Genomic DNA, 16,344 nt, shown 5'->3' on the forward strand with positions numbered 1-16,344 from the left:
AATCTTCCCTGCCCCCCGCGGGAGAAGGGCGCGCGCAGCGCCGGATGAGGGCGGGGATGAAATTCCCCTGAACGCGATGCCGCGGATTTCCCGACCATGCGCGCGCGAATGCGCGGCAAAAACCCTGCCTGCAGCGGATGCGCAACGACTGCGAAGGGTTGCCATGACTTTTGCCATTCGGTAACTGCGCGCGCGCCGTCTAGGCTTCGCCACGCTCGGGTGCCGCGACCGCCGGGGCCCGCTCCACACGCAACCTTTCGGTCGGCGTTCGCATCCCACCGATGCCGAACGTCCGCGCGGCGGTTCGTGCCGGCATCTCCATCAGTACCGAGGCACCCGCGATGCGCGCACCCCTGACTCTGTCCATCCTCGCCGCGCTTGCCGTCGCACCGCTCGCGCAGGCGGTCGAAATCGACGGCCGCATCGACCCGGCCGAATGGGACGGCGCGCAACGCATCACCGACTTCCGCCTGACCCAGCCGCTGTCGCGGACGCCGGCGCCGCAGCCGACCGAGGCCTTGGTGCTGGCCACGCCGCAGGGCCTGGCGATCGGCTTCCGCAATACCCAGGCGCAGAGCATTCCGCGCACGCGCCAGTTTGCCCAGCGCGATGAGGGCGGCCCGGTCGACCGGGTCAACCTGTACGTCGATTTCGACGGCGACGGCCGCAACGGCTACAACTTCACCGTGCTGCTGTCCAACAGCATCAACGACACCACGATCGGCAACGAGAACCAGTTCAACGACGACTGGGACGGCGACTGGCGCCACGCCACCAGCGAGGACGAGACGGGCTGGTACGTCGAGATGCTGATTCCCTGGCATATAGCGCCGATGCGCGCGGCCAGCGCCGACGGCAAGCGCACGCTGGGACTGTCGCTGGACCGGGTGATCGGCGCCACCGGCGAGCGCGCCTCATGGCCGGCGGTGAGCTTCAACGAAAGCCGCTTCCTGACCGCGCTCGAGCGCATCCAGGTGCCGGCCTACAGCCAGTCGCTGCTCGCGATCACGCCCTACGTATCCGGCATCTACGACGCGGTCGGCCGGGGCAGCGACTTCGACGGCGGCGTCGACTTGTTCTGGAAGCCGAACGGCCGTTTCCAGCTCAGTGCCACGCTCAACCCGGATTTCGGTCAGGTCGAGAGCGACGAACTTACGGTCAACTTCAGCGCCACCGAAACCTTCTTCAGCGACAAGCGCCCGTTCTTCACCGAGAACCAGGGCTTCTTCGACGTGCCCTTCGGCGCGCTCAACAACAACAGCCGCCTGATCTACACCCGCCGCGTCGGCGGCAGGAACGACGATGGCGTCGGTTCCGGAGACGTCACCGCCGCGGTCAAGGTCAACGGCAGCGCCGCCGGTTTCAACTACGGCGTATTCGCGGCCACCGAAGCCGACGACATCGGCCGCGACTTCTATGCCGTGCGCGCCACCCGCGACTTCGCCGCGCAGGGCCTGGGCGCGATGGTCACCCGGGTGAACCGGCCGTTCCTGGACCGCGAGGCGACGGTGTACGAGTTCGACCACCGCTGGACCCCGAATTCGCAGTGGTCGATCCGCAGCGCCCTGGTCGGTTCCGACGTCGACCAGGCCGGCCGCAGCAGCCGCGACAGCGGCGCCCAACTGCGCATGGACTACGACATGGGCAAAGGCTGGCGCCAGCAACTGTACGCGCTGCACCTGGGGCGCGACCTGCAGCTCAACGACTTCGGCTACCTCGAGCGCAACAACTTCAACTACCTGCGCTACGACCTCGGCCACCGAGTCACCGATCTGCCGGCCGACTCGGCCTACGCCGGCAAGGATTTCCACTACGCGGTTTCGCGCCGCTACAACGATCAGGGCGTACACATCGCCGACGCCTTCGCGATCAACCGCCGCAGCGATCTGCGCGACGGCGGCAACGAATTCGCCGAAATCGCGGCCTGGAGTTCCGGCCACGACGACCTGATCACCCGCGGCAACGGCGTGGTCGACGTGCCGTCCAAGCTGTACCTGTACTACGAACGTTTCCGCCCGCGCCAGAACGGCGGGCGCTGGGCGTTCTACGGCGAAGCCCAGTACGCGGCCGAAGGCCTGGGCGGCATGGACGAGGGCAAGTCGCGGCTGTACTTCGAGCCGCGCTACCACGTCAGCGACCGTCTGAGCTTCTTCAGCGGCATGGAGGTCTCGCACAACCCGGACTGGCTGCTGTGGCGCGGCGGCAACCTGCTCGGCAGCTTCCGCTCCGACATGATCACGCTCAATGCCGGTTCGGTGTGGCTGATCGACGACAAGCAGGAGCTGCGCGTGCGGCTGGAGGCGATCGGCCTGGACGCGCACAGCCGCCAGGCCTACCGCGTCGCCGCCGACGGCCGGCCGCTGAAGGTCGCCGAGTCGATTCCGGACTTCAATCTGCGCAACCTCGGTTTCCAGATCCGCTACCGCTACGAGCTGGCGCCGCTGTCGCACCTGTACATCGCCTACGTGCGCGGCGGCGATCTGTTCGAAGAAGGCCTGAACCAGGAAGGCAGCGCCGGACGCGAGTTCCGCGACGCGTTCGATCTGCGCGACAGCGAACAGCTGCTGGTCAAGCTGTCGTATCGCTTCGAGATCTGAGCCGGCGGCCGGCGTCGGCGCTCACGGCGCCGGTGCGACCGGCACCGGTTTCACCCGCAGCGCCCACAGCACGCCGGCGATCAGCAGGCCGATGCCCAGGAACGTCAGCGGACGCGGCATCGCGCCGCGCAGCATGAAGGCGTAGGCCAGCGCGAACAGGGTCTCGAACACGATCAGCTGCCCGGCCAGCGCGGTCGGCAGCCGCTGGCTGGCTTCGTTCCAGCACAGCGTGCCGACCCAGGACGCGAGCAGGCCGATGGCGGCCATCAGGCCGATGAAGAAACCTGGCCTGGGGCCGAACGGCATCGCGAATTCGCTGTCGCTAGCGGCCATGCCGGTCCAAAGCACGGCGTAGCCCAGCAAGGCCAGCGGCAAGGTCGCCAGGCCCTGCGCGGTGGCCCAGGTGCGCGGGTTGCGGCCGGGATGCGCGCGCAGCCAGTCGGCGTTGCGCAGCGGGTACCAGGTCCAGCAGGCCAGGGCGCCGAGCGCGAGCAGGCCGCCGCTGAGGTAACGCCGCAGATCCGCCCGGCCGTCGCTGAGCAGCGCGTCGAGTTCGACCTGGTTGACGCAGGCGATGCCGGCGGCGATCAGCAGCAGCGACGGCGCCAGCCGCGCCCACGGCAGGCGGCCGTCGCGCCGGGCATTGCGGCGGTTGGCGGCGATCGCGATCACCACCGGCAAGGTGCCGATGATCATGGTCGGCAGCGGTCCGCCGGCGCGTTGGATCGCACTGGCCAGGCACAGGTAATAAAGCAGGTTGCCGATCGCGCACAGCTTGAGCGCCTCGATCCAGTCGGCGCGGCTCAACTGGCGCAGCGCCGCGCGGTCCAGCCAGGCCAGCGGCAAGGCGATCAGGCCGAAGGCGAGGTAGCGCGCGACCGACTGCAGCGCGGCGGGGTATTCGGGCAGCAGCAGCGGGCCGACGAAGACCAGGCCCCAGATCAGGCCGGCCAACAGCGCGTAGAGGGTTCCGATCAGCATGGCTGCAGGGTGTCGCAAGCGCGGCCGCGGTTCTTGTACGAGATTGCGATGCCGGTTTGCGGCTTGCGGCTCGCGGACCTGCTCAGCCGCGCAGCTGCTTGCGATAGCGCGCCGGAGTGACGCCGTAGCGGCGGGCGAAGGCGCGGGTGAGGTGGGCCTGATCGGCCAGCCCGGTCTCGGCCGCGACCTGCGCCGGCGCCATGCCCTGGGCGAGCCGGCGCTTGGCCTGGTGCAGGCGCAGCGCCATCAGCATCTGCTGCGGGGTGACGTGGTAGTGATCGCGGAAGCGGCGCAGGAAGTGGAACGGGCTGAGGCCGGCGACGGCCGCCAGTTGCTCCAGGCTGAGCCGTTCGGCCAGGTGCGCGCGCAGGTAGTCGAGCACCGGGGCGAAGCGCGGCTTCGCCTCGGCGCGATTGCGGTGGGGCACGCGGGCGTGGTCGCGGAATTCGTCCAGCAGCGCGGCAAGCTGGCTGTCGAAGGCCAGCGGTTCGCGCGCCTGCCACAGCGCGTCCAGGCGCGCGCTGATCCGGCGCGCGCGCGCCGGATCGTGGCGCACCGCATCGTCGAACCACCAGCCGGACTCGCCGGTGACCTCCGCGGCCAGATCGGGATCGACGTAGGCCATGCGGTAGCGCCAGCCGCCCTCGGTTTCGGCGCGGCCGGTGTGCAGCACGTCGGGATTCATCATCACCAGCGAATCCGGAGGCGCGAGGTGATCGCTGCCGCGGTAACGGAAGCGCTCGACGCCCGATTCGATCGCGCCCAGGCCGTAGGCTTCGTGGGTGTGCGGCTCGAAGGCGTGGCGGACGATATGCGCGCGGTAGAGCTCGATGCCGCCGCGATGCGCGGGCTGCCGGAACTCGGCGGCGTCGTGGACGTGGGCGAATTGCGCGGGTACGCCTTGCATGGAATCGAGTATCGCATGCGCCGCCACATCGCCAGATCGGCGGCCGGCGCGGGGTTAGGGATTGCCGTTGCGGAGCGCTTCCACGCTGGCCCAGGCCTGCGGCGTCATGATCTCGAACAGGCCGGCGCGCGCGCTGCGCCGGCCGAGCATGGTCAGGGCATGATCGCGGCTGAGCAGGCAGCTCGCGTCGGCGGCGTAGGCGAGTTCCAGGAATTTCTGATCGTCCGGATCGGCGCAGCGCGGTAGCGCGGTCTGCGGCGGCGGCCGGCGCTCGGCTTCCGGCAATACCGGCACGAGGGCGTCGTAGGCCTGCAGCGCCTGGGCCTGCGCCTGCGAGTCCAGGCCGAGCTGCGGATAGGCGAGCACGCGCTGCCACTCGTCGCGGCAGTCGCTATCGCTGACCGCCCGGTAGCGCCCGCTCGCGAGCGCGTCGGCGAGCGCGCTCGCGCGCGGGTCGCGGTACACGAACAGGTCGAGGCAGACGTTGGTGTCCAGCACCAGCCGCGGCGTCGTCATCGCAGGCTCCGCCGCTTACAGATCGTCTTCGCCCGGAAACGACGCCGACAGCTCCGAGATCACGATCCACTTGCCCTGCTCGGGGTACTTGGGGTCGTCGCTGGAATAGGTGCCTTCGCCGACCGGCGTCTTGCCCTGCGGAATGCCCTGGCCGCCGTTGTCGAGCAGGCCCAGGCTGGCGCTGCGGCCGACCTGTTCGTCCTTGCGCGCGTCGAGCTTGCCGCCGTGGTAGTCGACGATGGTGCCGCCGTAGTCCCACTCCAGGCCGTAGAACGAAATCGGTTTGCCGTTGAGCTCGACCATCTCGGCCAGCGGCATGCCCATACGCAGGCCGTTGTCGAGGGTCCACCTGGATTCGCGGTCGAGCACGCGCACCAGCGACAGGCCCTGCAGGGTCTGGTCGTTCTGGAAGTACAGATAGGCGCGCCGGGTCGGATCGTCGGGGAACAGGATCACGCCCGGGAACTCCTCGCCCTCAGCGCCCGGCACCTTGCCCAGGCGCACGTTGGCGGCGCCGTAGCGCTTGCGCAGTTCGTCGGGGCTGGTGTCGGGAGCGAAATCGCCAGGCAGCATCAAGGCGGCAGTCGCCGGTGCGGCGACGTTGTCCGTCGCGGCCGGCGCAGCGGGCGCTGGCGTCGCGTTCCGTGGCGCGTTCGCGGCGGAGAGCGCCGGCGCCGTCGTGCCCGCGGTCGGCGCGGAAGGCTCGCAGGCGCCCAGCGCCAGGACGATCAACGAGGACGACACCAGCGCGCGCAGCTTCATGGCTTCACTTCCCTCAGGTCGGCGCTGCCGATGCGCCAGGCGCGCTGTTCCGGCGTCGCGCCGTCGACCACGGCGCGGCGCAGCACGTAGGCGCCGATGTATTTGCGCTGGCTGCCGTCGCGCTGGGTCGCGGTCAGCGCCACCGGCACTTCCAGGTAACGCGAGCCGGCGCCGGCATCGACCCGGCCCGGCGGCAGGATCTCGGCCGAGACGCCGTTGGTATCGGCGAAGCCGTCGGCGAACTGCTGCGACGACTGGCCGCTGGCGCGGCCGCCGTCGGACCACAGCGCGTAGGCGCGGGCATACTGGCGGGCGTTGATCGCGGCGTAGTAGTCGCGCACGACCGCGACCGCGTCCTCCGGCGTGGGTTCGTCGGCCGGGGCTTGGGTTCCGTCTTCGACCGGCGCGGTACCGTCCTGGACGAGCGCCGCCTCGGTGCCGTCCTCGGGCGTGGCCGGCAGGATCGGATTGCCGTTCTCGTCCAGCGTCACTTCCGTCGACAGCTCGGCGCCGCTGGGCGGGCCGACCTGACCGGGACCGGGCTGCGTAGGCATGCCGGTGACGCCGCCGCTGGCGCCCTGCGGCGCCGGCAGCAGTTCGCCGGGCTCGCCCTTGGCGGCGCGCGCCTGCGGGTCGTCGTCCTTGCCGCAGGCGGCGAGCGCGAGCGCGGCGGCGAGCAGCAGGCTGGCGTGACGGAGCGTGCGCATGTCAGCGGTCGAGATGGACGACGACGCGGCCGTGTTCGATCTGGGTGCTGCCGATGCGGCGCGAACCCAGCTTGTCGAGCAGGCTGTTGTCGAAGCGGTAGACGGGTTCCTGGCGCGCGTAGTCGCCGAGCCAGGCATTGAGCAGTTCGCGCGAGGCGCCGGTCATCATGCCGCCCAGTTGCGGCACGTCGACGTAGTCGATGCGCGGATCGAGCAGGTGCAGGCCCTGGGTGGTCGCGTCGTAGCGCAGCGCGCTGGTCAGGGTGAAGCGTCCGGACGGACGCTGCGAGGAGCCGGCGCCGAGCGCGGCCAAGGCGATGTCGAAGTCCAGGCGCAGGCGCTCGCCGTCGTCGGGGATCGACAGGCGCGGGTTCATCAGGGTCACCGCGACCAGGCCGCCGAGCTTCTCGTAGCGCTTGGGGAAGTTGCGGCTCAGCGACTGCTGCAACTGCGGCGCGGTGAACGCGACCTCGTTGCCGAGGTAGGCGCTGACCGCGTTGAGGGTCGAGCAGGCCGCCAGCGCCAGCAGGGCGGCGGCGGCCAGCAGCAGGGAGCGCAGCAGGGTGGAGCGAAAGCGCGGTCGGGCGGGCATCGGCAGGTTCCGTGGTCGATTCGCGCACGATACCCGGACCGTGTGAACGGCGACACAGGGGCGACGGCTTGCGCTGCGGTAGGGCGGCGTATGCCGCGGCCACTCACCTTAAGTCGCCGACGCAAACGACGCCGGTTTGCGCGGCTTGCGGTCGCGGCTTACGCCGCTCCTACCCCAAGGCAGGTCGCCGTGGGACGGGGCTCAGCCCTCGCGAGCGCCCTGCAACTGCGCTTCCAGGCGCGCCTTGAGCGCATCGTCGATCTTGAGCTGGCGCGCGAGCTCGTCCAGGTAGGCGCGCTCCATGAAGCTCTGCTCGTCGGCGGCGAGCAGGCTGGCCAGATACATCTCGGAGGCCATTTCCGGGGTGCTCGCCGCGCGCGCGACTTCGGCCGGGTCCAAGGGCTTTTCCAGTTCCGCGTGCAGCCATTGGCGCAGGGCTGGGTCGTTGTCGATGCGGGTGAACTCGCCTTCGATCACCTCGCGTTCGCGCTGATCGATATGACCGTCGGCCTTGGCCGCGGCGACCAGGGCCTTGAGGATGGCCTGGCTGTGCAGTTCGGCCTGCGGCGGCGGCAGGCGATCGACGGTCTGCGGCTCGGCGGCGCTGCCGTCCTGCTGCTTGCGGTATTCGCCGTAAGCCTTGTAGGCCAGCACGCCGACCGCGGCGACGCCGCCGTACAGGGCCAGCTTGCCGCCCATCTTGCGCATCTTCTTGTTGCCCAGCAGCAGGCCGAGCGCACCGCCGGCCAGCGCGCCCTTGCCGAAATCTCCTCCGGGAAAGCCGGCGTCGAGCAGGCCGCGCTTTTCCTCTTTGCCATCGTAGCGCGCCGGCGGTTTGCCGCCGCCCAGCAGTCCCTCGAGCCCGCCGGCGCCGCCTAGGCTGTTCTGGGCGGTTTTCAGCAATTGGTCGAGCAAACCCTGGGTCTTCATGCGCGCAACTCCGTGGATTAGGTCATGAATCCACGAGTTGAGGGCGCGCGTGCCGAGCTTCAAGCGCGCCGGGCGAATGCGGCGCGGCTTCGGTTCACTTCAACGGATGCGCTCAGCCGCGCTGCTGCACCGCCAGACGCAGGCCCAGGGCGATGAACACGCTGCCGGTCACGCGTTGTTTCCAGCGTCCGGCGCCGGACGAGAAATGCCGGCCGAAGCGCCGGCCGAAGCGGCCGACCGCGAAGCTCAGCATCAGGCTGTGGCTGAAGCCGATCAACGACAGCAGCGCACCCAGCACCAGGAACTGCAGCCAGACGTAGCCGCGCTCGGGATGCACGAACTGCGGCAGGAAAGCCAGGAAGAACAGCGCGACCTTGGGGTTGAGCACGCCGGTGATCACCGAGCGCAGGTAGACGTCGGACGTGGCGACGGCCGGCGCGTCGGTTTCGGCGGCGGTCGGCGCGGCGTCCTCCTTGCTGCGCCAGGCCTTGATGCCCAGCCAGATCAGATACGCGGCGCCGGCGTACTTGAGCACCTCGAAGGCCATCGCCGAGGTCGCCAGCAGCGCCGACAGGCCCAGGCCCGCGGCCAGGGCGTGGATCAGGGTCGCGGTCTCCAGGCCGAACGCGGCACGCACCCCGCGCGCGGTGCCGCCGGTCGCGGCCTGGGTCACGATCCAGGCCGTGCCCGGGCCCGGAATCAGCACCAGCACGGCGGCGGCGACCAGATAGGCGGCGAGGGTGGCGGTGTCGAACATGGCGGCGTGGTCGGGGTTGCGGACTTGCAGTCTGCGCCGCGCATCCATGGGCGCCAAGTGCGCGATGCGCTCCGATGCGGGATGCAGCGTTGCGCGCACCGCATTGCCTTGGGGTAGGAGCGGCGTGAGCCGCGACCGTGAACCCTCGCATCCCATCGAAACACCGTCGGCCCGCGCAGCCGGCGGTCGCGGCTCACGCCGCTCCTACCCCAAAGCGGGGCTGGCGGGTTCGGCGGCGCGTAGTTTCTCGATCGCGGCGACGAAGGCGTCGCTGCCCGGCCATTGGCCGATCCGGCCCAGCTTTCTGGAACCGCGGAACACCAGGAAGGCGGGGATGCCGTGCAGGCCGAAGCGGGTGCCCATCTGCGCGTCTTCGTAGACGTTGTCGTGCAGCCATTCGACATCGGGCCAACGGAAGCGCTCGGGCGCGAGCAGGATCTGGCCCTTGGCGATATCGCAGTTCGGGCAGTCCTTGCCCCACAGGAACAGGATCCGCAGCAAGCCGTCGTCGGGCAAGGCCTCGTCCAGCCTCGTCTCGCGCACCAGCCGCATCGGGAAGGTCCAGAAAAAGCGCGGGATGGTGGTGTCGCTCACGCGGCCATCCTACTCCCGCATTCGGGTTGTGCGTGGCGCCCCGGCGGCGACGCGGCGCGCTCGGGCGCTGCTGGTTCGCTGTGGTCGGGCGACGTGCGGAGCTCGGCCGGAAGCGGCGATGGGAATGCCCCAGCCGGCGCCGGCCGCGACGGCGACCGGCGCTGCGCTCCGCATCGTCCGGCCCCGGCGGTCCGGCGCGGTAAGCCGTACCGCGCCGGCGCTGCGCTCAGTCTTCCTCGGCGCGCGGCTTGAAGGCCTCGACCAGTTTCTGCTGCACGTTCGCCGGCACCGGCTCGTAGTGGCTGAAATCCAGCGAATAGCGGCCGCGGCCGGCGGTCACCGATTTCAACTCGGCGGCGTAGCCTTCCAGTTCCGACAGCGGCACCTGCGCCTTGACCACGATCTCGTGGCCGCGCGCCGCGTCGGTGCCGTTGATGCGCGCGCGCTTGCTGGCCAGACCGCCGCTGATGTCGCCCATGTGCTGCTCGGGCGCGTTGACCTCCAGGTCGACGATCGGTTCCAGCACTTGCGGGCGAGCCTTGCTGATCGCGTCCAGGAAGGCCTTCTTGCCGGCGGCGACGAACGCGACCTCCTTGCTGTCGACCGGATGGTGCTTGCCGTCGTAGACGATCACCCGCACGTCCTGCATCGGGTAGCCGGCCAGGGCGCCGTGGTGCAGCACCTGGCGCACGCCTTTCTCCACCGCCGGCAGGAACTGGCCGGGGATGGTGCCGCCCTTGACCTCGTCGACGAACTCGAAGCCGCTGCCGCGCGGCAGCGGTTCGACGCGCAGGAACACTTCGCCGAACTGGCCGGCGCCGCCGGTCTGCTTCTTGTGGCGATGGTGGCCCTCGGCCTTGCCGCTGACGGTTTCCCGATACGCGATGCGCGGTGGCCGCGACGTCACCTCGACCCCGTACTTGTCGCGCAGGCGATCGATGTTGATCCGCAGGTGCAGGTCGGACAGGCCGCGCACCACGGTTTCGTTGGTCTCGGTCTCGTGCTCGACGTGGAAGCAGGGGTCTTCCTCGGACAGTTTGTACAGCGAGGTCGCCAGCTTCTGCTCCTGGCCCTTGCTGGCCGCTTCCACCGCCAGGCCGAACATCGGCTTGGGGAAGTTCAGGGGCGCCAGATGGATCTGATCCTCATCGTGGCTGTCGTGCAGCACCGCGTCGAAGTGCAGATCCTCGACTTTGGCCACCGCGGCGATGTCGCCGGGTATGGCCTGATCGATCTCGATGTGGTCCTTGCCCTTGAGCTTGAACAGGTGGCCGACCTTGAACGGTTTCTTGCCGTCGTCGACGAACAGCTGAGTGTCGCGCTTGAGCGTGCCCTGATAGACCCGGAACACGCCGAGCTTGCCGACGAAGGGGTCGTTGATGATCTTGAACACGTCGGCGATCACGTGCGCCGCGGGATCGGGCGCGGCCACGATCGGCTGCGCGTCCTCGCCCACGCCCTTCACGAATGGCGGCGGGTTGGCCTCGGCCGGGTTCGGGAACAAAGCCTCGGCCGCGTCCAGCAGTTCCTTGACCCCGACCCCGCTGCGCGCCGAGCAGAACAGCACCGGCACCAGGTGGCCTTCGCGCAGGCATTGCTCGAACGCATCGTGCAGCTCGGCGCCGGACAGGCCGCTTTCGCCCAGGTCGAGGTAGTGCTCCATCACCGTTTCGTTGATCTCCACGACCTGATCGATGATCTTCTGATGCCAGTCGGCGACCGCACCCAGATCGCTGGTCTCGCTGCTGCCGGCGGCGGAGGCGCCGAAACAGTCGGCCACGCGCTGGCCGCCATCGGCGGGCAGGTTCAGCGGCAGGCATTCGGGGCCGAAGGTCTCGCGCAGGTCGTCGAGTACGCGCGCCGCGTCGGCGCCTTCGTGGTCGATCTTGTTGACCACCAGCACCCGGCAGAGATTGCGCGCCTTGGCGTGCTCCATCATGCGGCGGGTGCCGTATTCGACCCCGGTGTCGGCATCGACCACGATCGCGACCGTTTCCACCGCCGCCAGCGCCGACAGGGTCGGGCCGCGGAAGTCGGGGTAGCCGGGGGTGTCGATCAGGTTGACGTGGACATGCTTATCGGAGCCCGCAGCACGATCGATGCTGGCGATGGCGGCGTCGAGGGAATGGCCGCGCTGTTTTTCGATCGGGTCGAAATCGGAAACGGTGCTGCCGCGTTCGATGCTGCCTGCCGTCTGGAGTGCGCCGCCGGCTTGCAGCAGGGCTTCGAAGAGCGTGGTTTTGCCGGCGCCGGGGTGGCCTGCCAAGGCCACGTTGCGGATGGATTGTGTGCTGTAGGACATGAGCGGACTTCTCCCTGGGTGAGGGTGGGAAGGCCGTCATGGCTGTCCGCGCTGCGCGCCCGAGCGTGGAGCGCTCGGCGGGCGGTCATGGCGGGTGCCGGCGTTCGGGGGGCCGGGAGGCAAGACTCCCGCAGGCGTGCGGACGGGTCAAGCCCGGCGCGTCCGGGTTGCGGTGCAGCATCGCGTAATCGGGACGGCTGCCCGCTCGCGATGTGGAACTAACGAACCCGCGGTTACCCTGGGCGCCCCTCATCCACCGGAGTCAGGTCATGGGCATTTCGCGTCACGCCACCGCGCATTGGGAAGGCGACCTCAAGAGCGGGCAGGGCCGCCTCAGCACGCCCCAGAGCGGTGTGCTGGAGAACACGCGTTACGCCTTCAACAGCCGCTTCGGCGACGAGAAGGGCACCAACCCGGAAGAACTGATCGCGGCCGCGCATGCGGGCTGCTTCACCATGGCGCTGTCGGCCAAGCTGACCGAGGCCGGCCACCCGCCGGCACGGCTGGACACCCGCGCCGAGGTCGACCTGTCGATGGAGGGCGGACCCAGCCTTTCGCAGATCCGGCTCAAGGTGAGCGCGGAGGTGCCCGGCATCGACGCGGCCAAGTTCCAGGCGATCGCCGAGGACGCCAAGGCCAACTGCCCGGTATCCAAGGCGCTGAGCGCGGTGCCGATCAGTCTGGAGGCGACGCTGGCCTGAGCCGGCGTCGGGTTCCTCAAGCGGCCTGCCCGCGCGACGTCGCGGGCGGGCAGGACCACCTCGATCCGCTGGACTGCCTAGGTTTGCCTCCCGAGCGCGATACCCCGATCCGCCATGTCCTGCTGATCCACGGCGCGGGCGGTGGCGGCTGGGAATGGAACCTGTGGTGCGAACTGCTGCGCGCGCGCGGGCTGGCTGCGCACGCGCCCGACCTGCAGCCGGTCGCCGCCGGACTGGCCGCGACCGGTTTCGACGACTACGCCGCCCAGGTGCGCGCCGCGCTCGCTGCGCTGCCGCGACCGCGCGCGCTGATCGGCGCCAGCCTCGGCGGCTTGCTCGCGCTGCATTGCGCCGCGGCCGCCGACGCCTTGGTGCTGGTCAATCCGCTGCCGCCCGCGCCTTGGTCGACGCGCTTGCCGGCGCGCGACTGGCCGGCGCTGGTGCCCTGGCGCCGCGATGCGCGCCTGGCCTCGACCCGACGCGCCCTGCCCGACGTCGACGCCGCGACCGCGCTGTACGCCTACCGCCGCTGGCGCGACGAGTCCGGCGCAGTGCTGCGCGCCGCCCAGGCCGGCGTCACCGTCGCCGCGCCGGCCTGTCCGACCCTATGCGTGGCTTCGGCCCAGGACGAGGACGTGCCGCCCGAACTCAGCGCAGAACTGGCGCAGGCCTGGGGCGCAGAGCTGTTGCGGGCGCCGTCGCCCAGCCATGTCGGCCCGCTGCTCGGGCGCGGCGCGGTCGAATTGGCGGGCCGGGTGGCCGACTGGCTGTCGGCCAGGTAAACGCCGCCAGCTCCGGCACCGAAACCCCGTCCCGATTCAGCCAGCGTTGACCGCTGCGATCCGAGGATGCGATCCACGCCATCCCGGCGTGTGGAGCCCGCCATGAAGCGCCTGTCCGTTACCGCCCTGAGCCTGGTCCTCGCCGCCGCCACCGGCGTCGCTTCGGCGCAGTCCTACCCGCAGAACGGTTACGGCTCGGCCTATCCGGATTCGTACCCGTCCAATTCGGGCTCGCAATACGACTACGCGCGCGTGCTGCGGGTGGATCCGGTGTTCGATTCCTACGCCAACAACCAGTACGGCGGTCAGCGTTGCTACGAGCGCCCGACCTACGTCAACGGCGGCGACGACGGCTACTACGACGATCGCGGCTACAGCGACGGCTACGGCAGCGCTCGCCGCGACGACGGCTATTACGACCAGTACGGCAGCTACCGCCGTTCAGCCGGTACCGAAACCGGACGCACCGTGGCGACCGTGATCGGCGGCATCCTCGGCGCCGCGGTCGGCAGCCAGGTCGGCGGCGGCAGCGCGCGCTACGCGACCTCGGCGATCGGCTCGATGGTCGGCGGCATGGCCGGCCGCAGCGTGTACGAGCAGAACAAGCGCAACAGCAGCCGCGACCGCGTCGGCACGGTGCGCGTCTGCGACCCGGTGCAGAACACCGGCTACGGCGGCGACGACCGTGCGGTCAGCGCCTACGACGTGACCTACGAGTACGCCGGCCGCAGCTACCGCACCCGCACCAACTACCACCCCGGCGACAAGATCCGCGTGCGCGTGGACGTGCGTCCGGAGTAAGGCCGCCGCGACGGTCGGATGCGGCGACGCAGCTGCGACCGTTAAATCAGCTACAGAGCGAGGGCCAGCGCGAGCTGGCCCTTTTTTGTCCGCGGCGCGGATTCGCTACGCCGCTGCTGCCTCGGATCGGGCGACAGGTCAGGCGCCATATCGAACGCACACGACCAGGACTAGGGCCACGGTCAGACCCAGCAACGCGCCTGTAGTCTCCACGCGCGCCTGCCGCCAGCGCGAGCCGAAGCACATGCCAAGGGCCAAGGCTGCCGCGGCGACGAGTATGCAAACGGCCGCAGCCATGCCGGCGCTTCCGTAAGAGCCGCCGTTGTTTTGCAGCACGGTGATGGCTCGATCGCTGATAACCACCCAACCGAAGGCTCCCAACAGCGCGCCGAGAAAGCCAGCGAGTTTGCCGGGGCTGCGATTGCGGATCACGGCAGCGCTCTGTGCAGTCGATCGGGTCGTCGGCGTCCCCTCGGATGACCGACGGGAGCCTTGCGCCGACTCACCAATCGATATGCCCGCTCACGATCGGATGCACCTGGCCGCCGGACCAGACGTCGCCCTCGCTATCCACGTGCAGTTGCAGGCGTGCGTCGAAGCCGACCTCGCGGCCCTGGCTGACGGTGTAGCGGCCGTCGCGGCCGGGCAGGGCGCCGTTGTGCTGCAGCCAGGCGGCGAGGGTGGCGTTGGCCGCGCCGGAGGCGGCGTCCTCGAACTGCGCCGGTGCGCCGACGAAGGCGCGCACCACCAGGTCGTAGTCGCGGCCGGCGTCGGCACGCGCGAATGCGCACAGGCCCATGCTTTCTGTGGATTCGGCGAGCGCGCCGATCGCGGCCCAGTCCGGGCTGGCGTTGCGCAGCGCGGTTTCGTCGCGCAGTTCGGCCAGCCACCAGCGCCGGCCGCCGTCCATCAGGGCCGGAGGCAGGGCGCCCAGGGGCAGGTCGCGCAAGGCCGCGGCCAGGCGCGGGTCGGCCGCCGTGGCGGTTTCCAGCACTCGTGCGCGCGGCGTGCGCACGGCGATGGTGCGCGCGGCGCCTGCGCCGTCCACCGCCAGCGGCAGCAGGCCGGCCACGCCTTCCTGCAGCAGACGGCCGTCGACCGGCGCGGCCAGGCCGGCGTCCAGCACCACGTGCGCGGTGCCGACGCTGGGATGTCCCGCGAACGGCACCTCGCGGCGCGGGCTGAACATGCGGATGCGGTAGCTCGCGCCCGGTGCGTCCGGCGCGAACACGAAGGTGGTCTCGGGCAGGCGGGTCCAGCGCGCGATCGCCTGCATCGCGGCGTCGTCCAGGCCTTCGGCGTCCAGCACGACCGCGAGCGGGTTGCCGGCGCCAGGCCGGTCGGCGAATACATCCAGTTGCAGGTAGCGGCGTTTCATCATGAGATCGCGTCGCGGCGTGGGGTCCGCTGGGCCGCGCAGCTTACCAATCGGCGCGGCCGCGGATAACCGCCTGCACCCGCCCGCCGATCCAGATCTCGCCGTCGTCGTCGAGCGCGACCTCGACCCGGCCGTCGCGGCCGAGTTCGCGGCCCTGGCTGGCGACATAGCGCGACCCGCCGCCGGGCAGGCCGCCGCTGGCCGCCAATTGCGCGCCGATCGAGGCGTTGACGCTGCCGGTGACCGGGTCCTCGGGGATGTTGTCGGCCGGGCAGAACGCGCGCACGGCGAGTTGGTGGTCGCTCGCGTCGGCGGTCGCGTACACCGCCAGGCCGACGGCGTTGCAGGCGCGGCTCAGGGTAGCGATCGCGGGCAGGTCGGGGCTCAGCGAGCGGACCGCGGCGGCGTCGCTCAGCTCCAGCACCCACCAGCGCGCGCCGTTGTCCCACAGCGCCGGCGGCCGCCCGCCCAGGGGCAGCGGCGCGGTCACCGCGGCCAGGGCGGCCTCGACCGCGGCCGGATCGGCCAGGTCGGCGACCTCGATGCGCTGCGAGCGCGGCGCCCGCACCGAGACCAGGGCGCGCGGACCGGTGCCGGCGACCTTGACCGGCAGCAGGCCGGCGGCGCAGTCCTGCACCAGGGCGCCCTCGCGCGGCGTGGCCAGGCCGGCATCGATCGCGGCCCAGGCGGCGCCGACGCTGGGGTGGCCGGCGAAGGCCAGCTCCTGGCGCGGGGTGAAGATCCGCACCCGGTAGTCCGCGCCCTCGACCGGCGGCAGCAGGAAGATGGTTTCCGAGAGGTTGGTCCAGGCCGCGAAGGCCTGCATCGCGGCCGAGTCCAGGCCGTCGGCGTTCAGCACCACGCCCAGCGGGTTGCCGGCGCCGGGCCGGTCGGCGAACACGTCCAGTTGCAGATAGCGGCGCAGCGTCATCGTGGCATCGGGCGTGGGGTGGGCGGGTCAGTAGAACCGTTCCGCTGCGGTGGTTCCAGTGTGGCGTAAGCGTGGCCGGCCTGCGCCGGTGCAATCCCGTTTGGAC

Annotated in this window: 17 protein-coding genes; 4 read left to right on the plus strand and 13 right to left on the minus strand. The window is 70.5% G+C overall.

Annotated elements, in window-relative coordinates:
- Positions 1–341 precede the first annotated feature (341 nt).
- Positions 342–2,597, plus strand: coding sequence for a DUF5916 domain-containing protein (locus tag ASD78_RS06340; protein WP_056099899.1), 2,256 nt, complete (start codon positions 342–344; stop codon positions 2,595–2,597).
- A 21-nt stretch (positions 2,598–2,618) separates the two neighbouring features.
- Here the strand turns inward: ASD78_RS06340 and ASD78_RS06345 are convergent, their stop codons facing one another.
- From ASD78_RS06345 to fusA, 10 genes are all read right to left on the minus strand, one after another.
- Positions 2,619–3,578 (minus strand): DMT family transporter, encoded by a 960-nt coding sequence (locus ASD78_RS06345; protein ID WP_056099237.1) that lies wholly within the window; start codon positions 3,576–3,578, stop codon positions 2,619–2,621.
- An 82-nt stretch (positions 3,579–3,660) separates the two neighbouring features.
- The gene (locus ASD78_RS06350) at positions 3,661–4,485 is read right to left on the minus strand and encodes an AraC family transcriptional regulator (protein ID WP_056099239.1); all 825 of its coding nucleotides are present in this window, start codon (positions 4,483–4,485) and stop codon (positions 3,661–3,663) included.
- 54 nt (positions 4,486–4,539) lie between these two features.
- Positions 4,540–5,001, minus strand: a complete 462-nt coding sequence (locus ASD78_RS06355) for a putative toxin-antitoxin system toxin component, PIN family (protein WP_056099242.1) — start codon at positions 4,999–5,001, stop codon at positions 4,540–4,542.
- 15 nt (positions 5,002–5,016) lie between these two features.
- Positions 5,017–5,763, minus strand: coding sequence for a hypothetical protein (locus ASD78_RS21175; RefSeq protein ID WP_056099246.1), 747 nt, complete (start codon positions 5,761–5,763; stop codon positions 5,017–5,019).
- Positions 5,760–6,470 carry a hypothetical protein gene (locus ASD78_RS06365; RefSeq protein WP_056099249.1) on the minus strand — a complete coding sequence of 237 codons (711 nt, stop codon included), beginning with the start codon at positions 6,468–6,470 and terminating at the stop codon, positions 5,760–5,762. The genes ASD78_RS21175 and ASD78_RS06365 overlap by 4 nt, the downstream gene beginning before the upstream one ends.
- A 1-nt stretch (position 6,471) precedes the next feature.
- A complete protein-coding gene (locus tag ASD78_RS06370; RefSeq protein ID WP_056099251.1) occupies positions 6,472–7,062 on the minus strand; it encodes a DUF1439 domain-containing protein in 591 nt (196 codons plus the stop codon).
- Between the two features lie 201 nt (positions 7,063–7,263).
- Positions 7,264–7,992, minus strand: a complete 729-nt coding sequence (locus ASD78_RS06375) for a tellurite resistance TerB family protein (RefSeq protein WP_056099254.1) — start codon at positions 7,990–7,992, stop codon at positions 7,264–7,266.
- 112 nt (positions 7,993–8,104) lie between these two features.
- Positions 8,105–8,749, minus strand: a complete 645-nt coding sequence (locus tag ASD78_RS06380) for a LysE family translocator (RefSeq protein ID WP_162250133.1) — start codon at positions 8,747–8,749, stop codon at positions 8,105–8,107.
- A gap of 204 nt (positions 8,750–8,953) precedes the next feature.
- Positions 8,954–9,343: a thioredoxin family protein gene (locus ASD78_RS06385; protein ID WP_055903142.1), complete on the minus strand. Its 390-nt coding sequence runs from the start codon at positions 9,341–9,343 to the stop codon at positions 8,954–8,956.
- A gap of 226 nt (positions 9,344–9,569) precedes the next feature.
- Positions 9,570–11,645 carry an elongation factor G gene (fusA, locus tag ASD78_RS06390; RefSeq protein ID WP_055903140.1) on the minus strand — a complete coding sequence of 692 codons (2,076 nt, stop codon included), beginning with the start codon at positions 11,643–11,645 and terminating at the stop codon, positions 9,570–9,572.
- 269 nt (positions 11,646–11,914) lie between these two features.
- Here fusA and ASD78_RS21085 point away from each other — a divergent pair, with 269 nt between their 5' ends.
- From ASD78_RS21085 to ASD78_RS06405, 3 genes are all read left to right on the plus strand, one after another.
- Positions 11,915–12,346, plus strand: a complete 432-nt coding sequence (locus tag ASD78_RS21085; RefSeq protein ID WP_055903137.1) for an OsmC family protein — start codon at positions 11,915–11,917, stop codon at positions 12,344–12,346.
- 83 nt (positions 12,347–12,429) lie between these two features.
- On the plus strand, positions 12,430–13,128 hold the full coding sequence (locus ASD78_RS21090; protein ID WP_056099259.1) for an alpha/beta fold hydrolase: 699 nt from the start codon (positions 12,430–12,432) through the stop codon (positions 13,126–13,128).
- A 102-nt stretch (positions 13,129–13,230) separates the two neighbouring features.
- Complete coding sequence (locus tag ASD78_RS06405) at positions 13,231–13,929, plus strand: hypothetical protein (protein WP_056099262.1); 699 nt, start codon at positions 13,231–13,233, stop codon at positions 13,927–13,929.
- A gap of 138 nt (positions 13,930–14,067) precedes the next feature.
- Here the strand turns inward: ASD78_RS06405 and ASD78_RS06410 are convergent, their stop codons facing one another.
- The 3 genes from ASD78_RS06410 to ASD78_RS06420 all read right to left on the minus strand — a co-directional run bounded on the left by ASD78_RS06410 (position 14,068) and on the right by ASD78_RS06420 (position 16,238).
- Positions 14,068–14,361 (minus strand): hypothetical protein, encoded by a 294-nt coding sequence (locus tag ASD78_RS06410; RefSeq protein WP_056099265.1) that lies wholly within the window; start codon positions 14,359–14,361, stop codon positions 14,068–14,070.
- Between the two features lie 70 nt (positions 14,362–14,431).
- Positions 14,432–15,310 (minus strand): PhzF family phenazine biosynthesis protein, encoded by an 879-nt coding sequence (locus tag ASD78_RS06415; RefSeq protein WP_056099268.1) that lies wholly within the window; start codon positions 15,308–15,310, stop codon positions 14,432–14,434.
- Positions 15,311–15,350: 40 nt separating this feature from the next.
- Positions 15,351–16,238, minus strand: a complete 888-nt coding sequence (locus ASD78_RS06420) for a PhzF family phenazine biosynthesis protein (RefSeq protein WP_056099273.1) — start codon at positions 16,236–16,238, stop codon at positions 15,351–15,353.
- Between the last annotated feature and the right edge of the window lie 106 nt (positions 16,239–16,344).

This window comes from Lysobacter sp. Root667, from assembly GCF_001427715.1.
Taxonomy (GTDB): Bacteria; Pseudomonadota; Gammaproteobacteria; order Xanthomonadales; family Xanthomonadaceae; genus Lysobacter.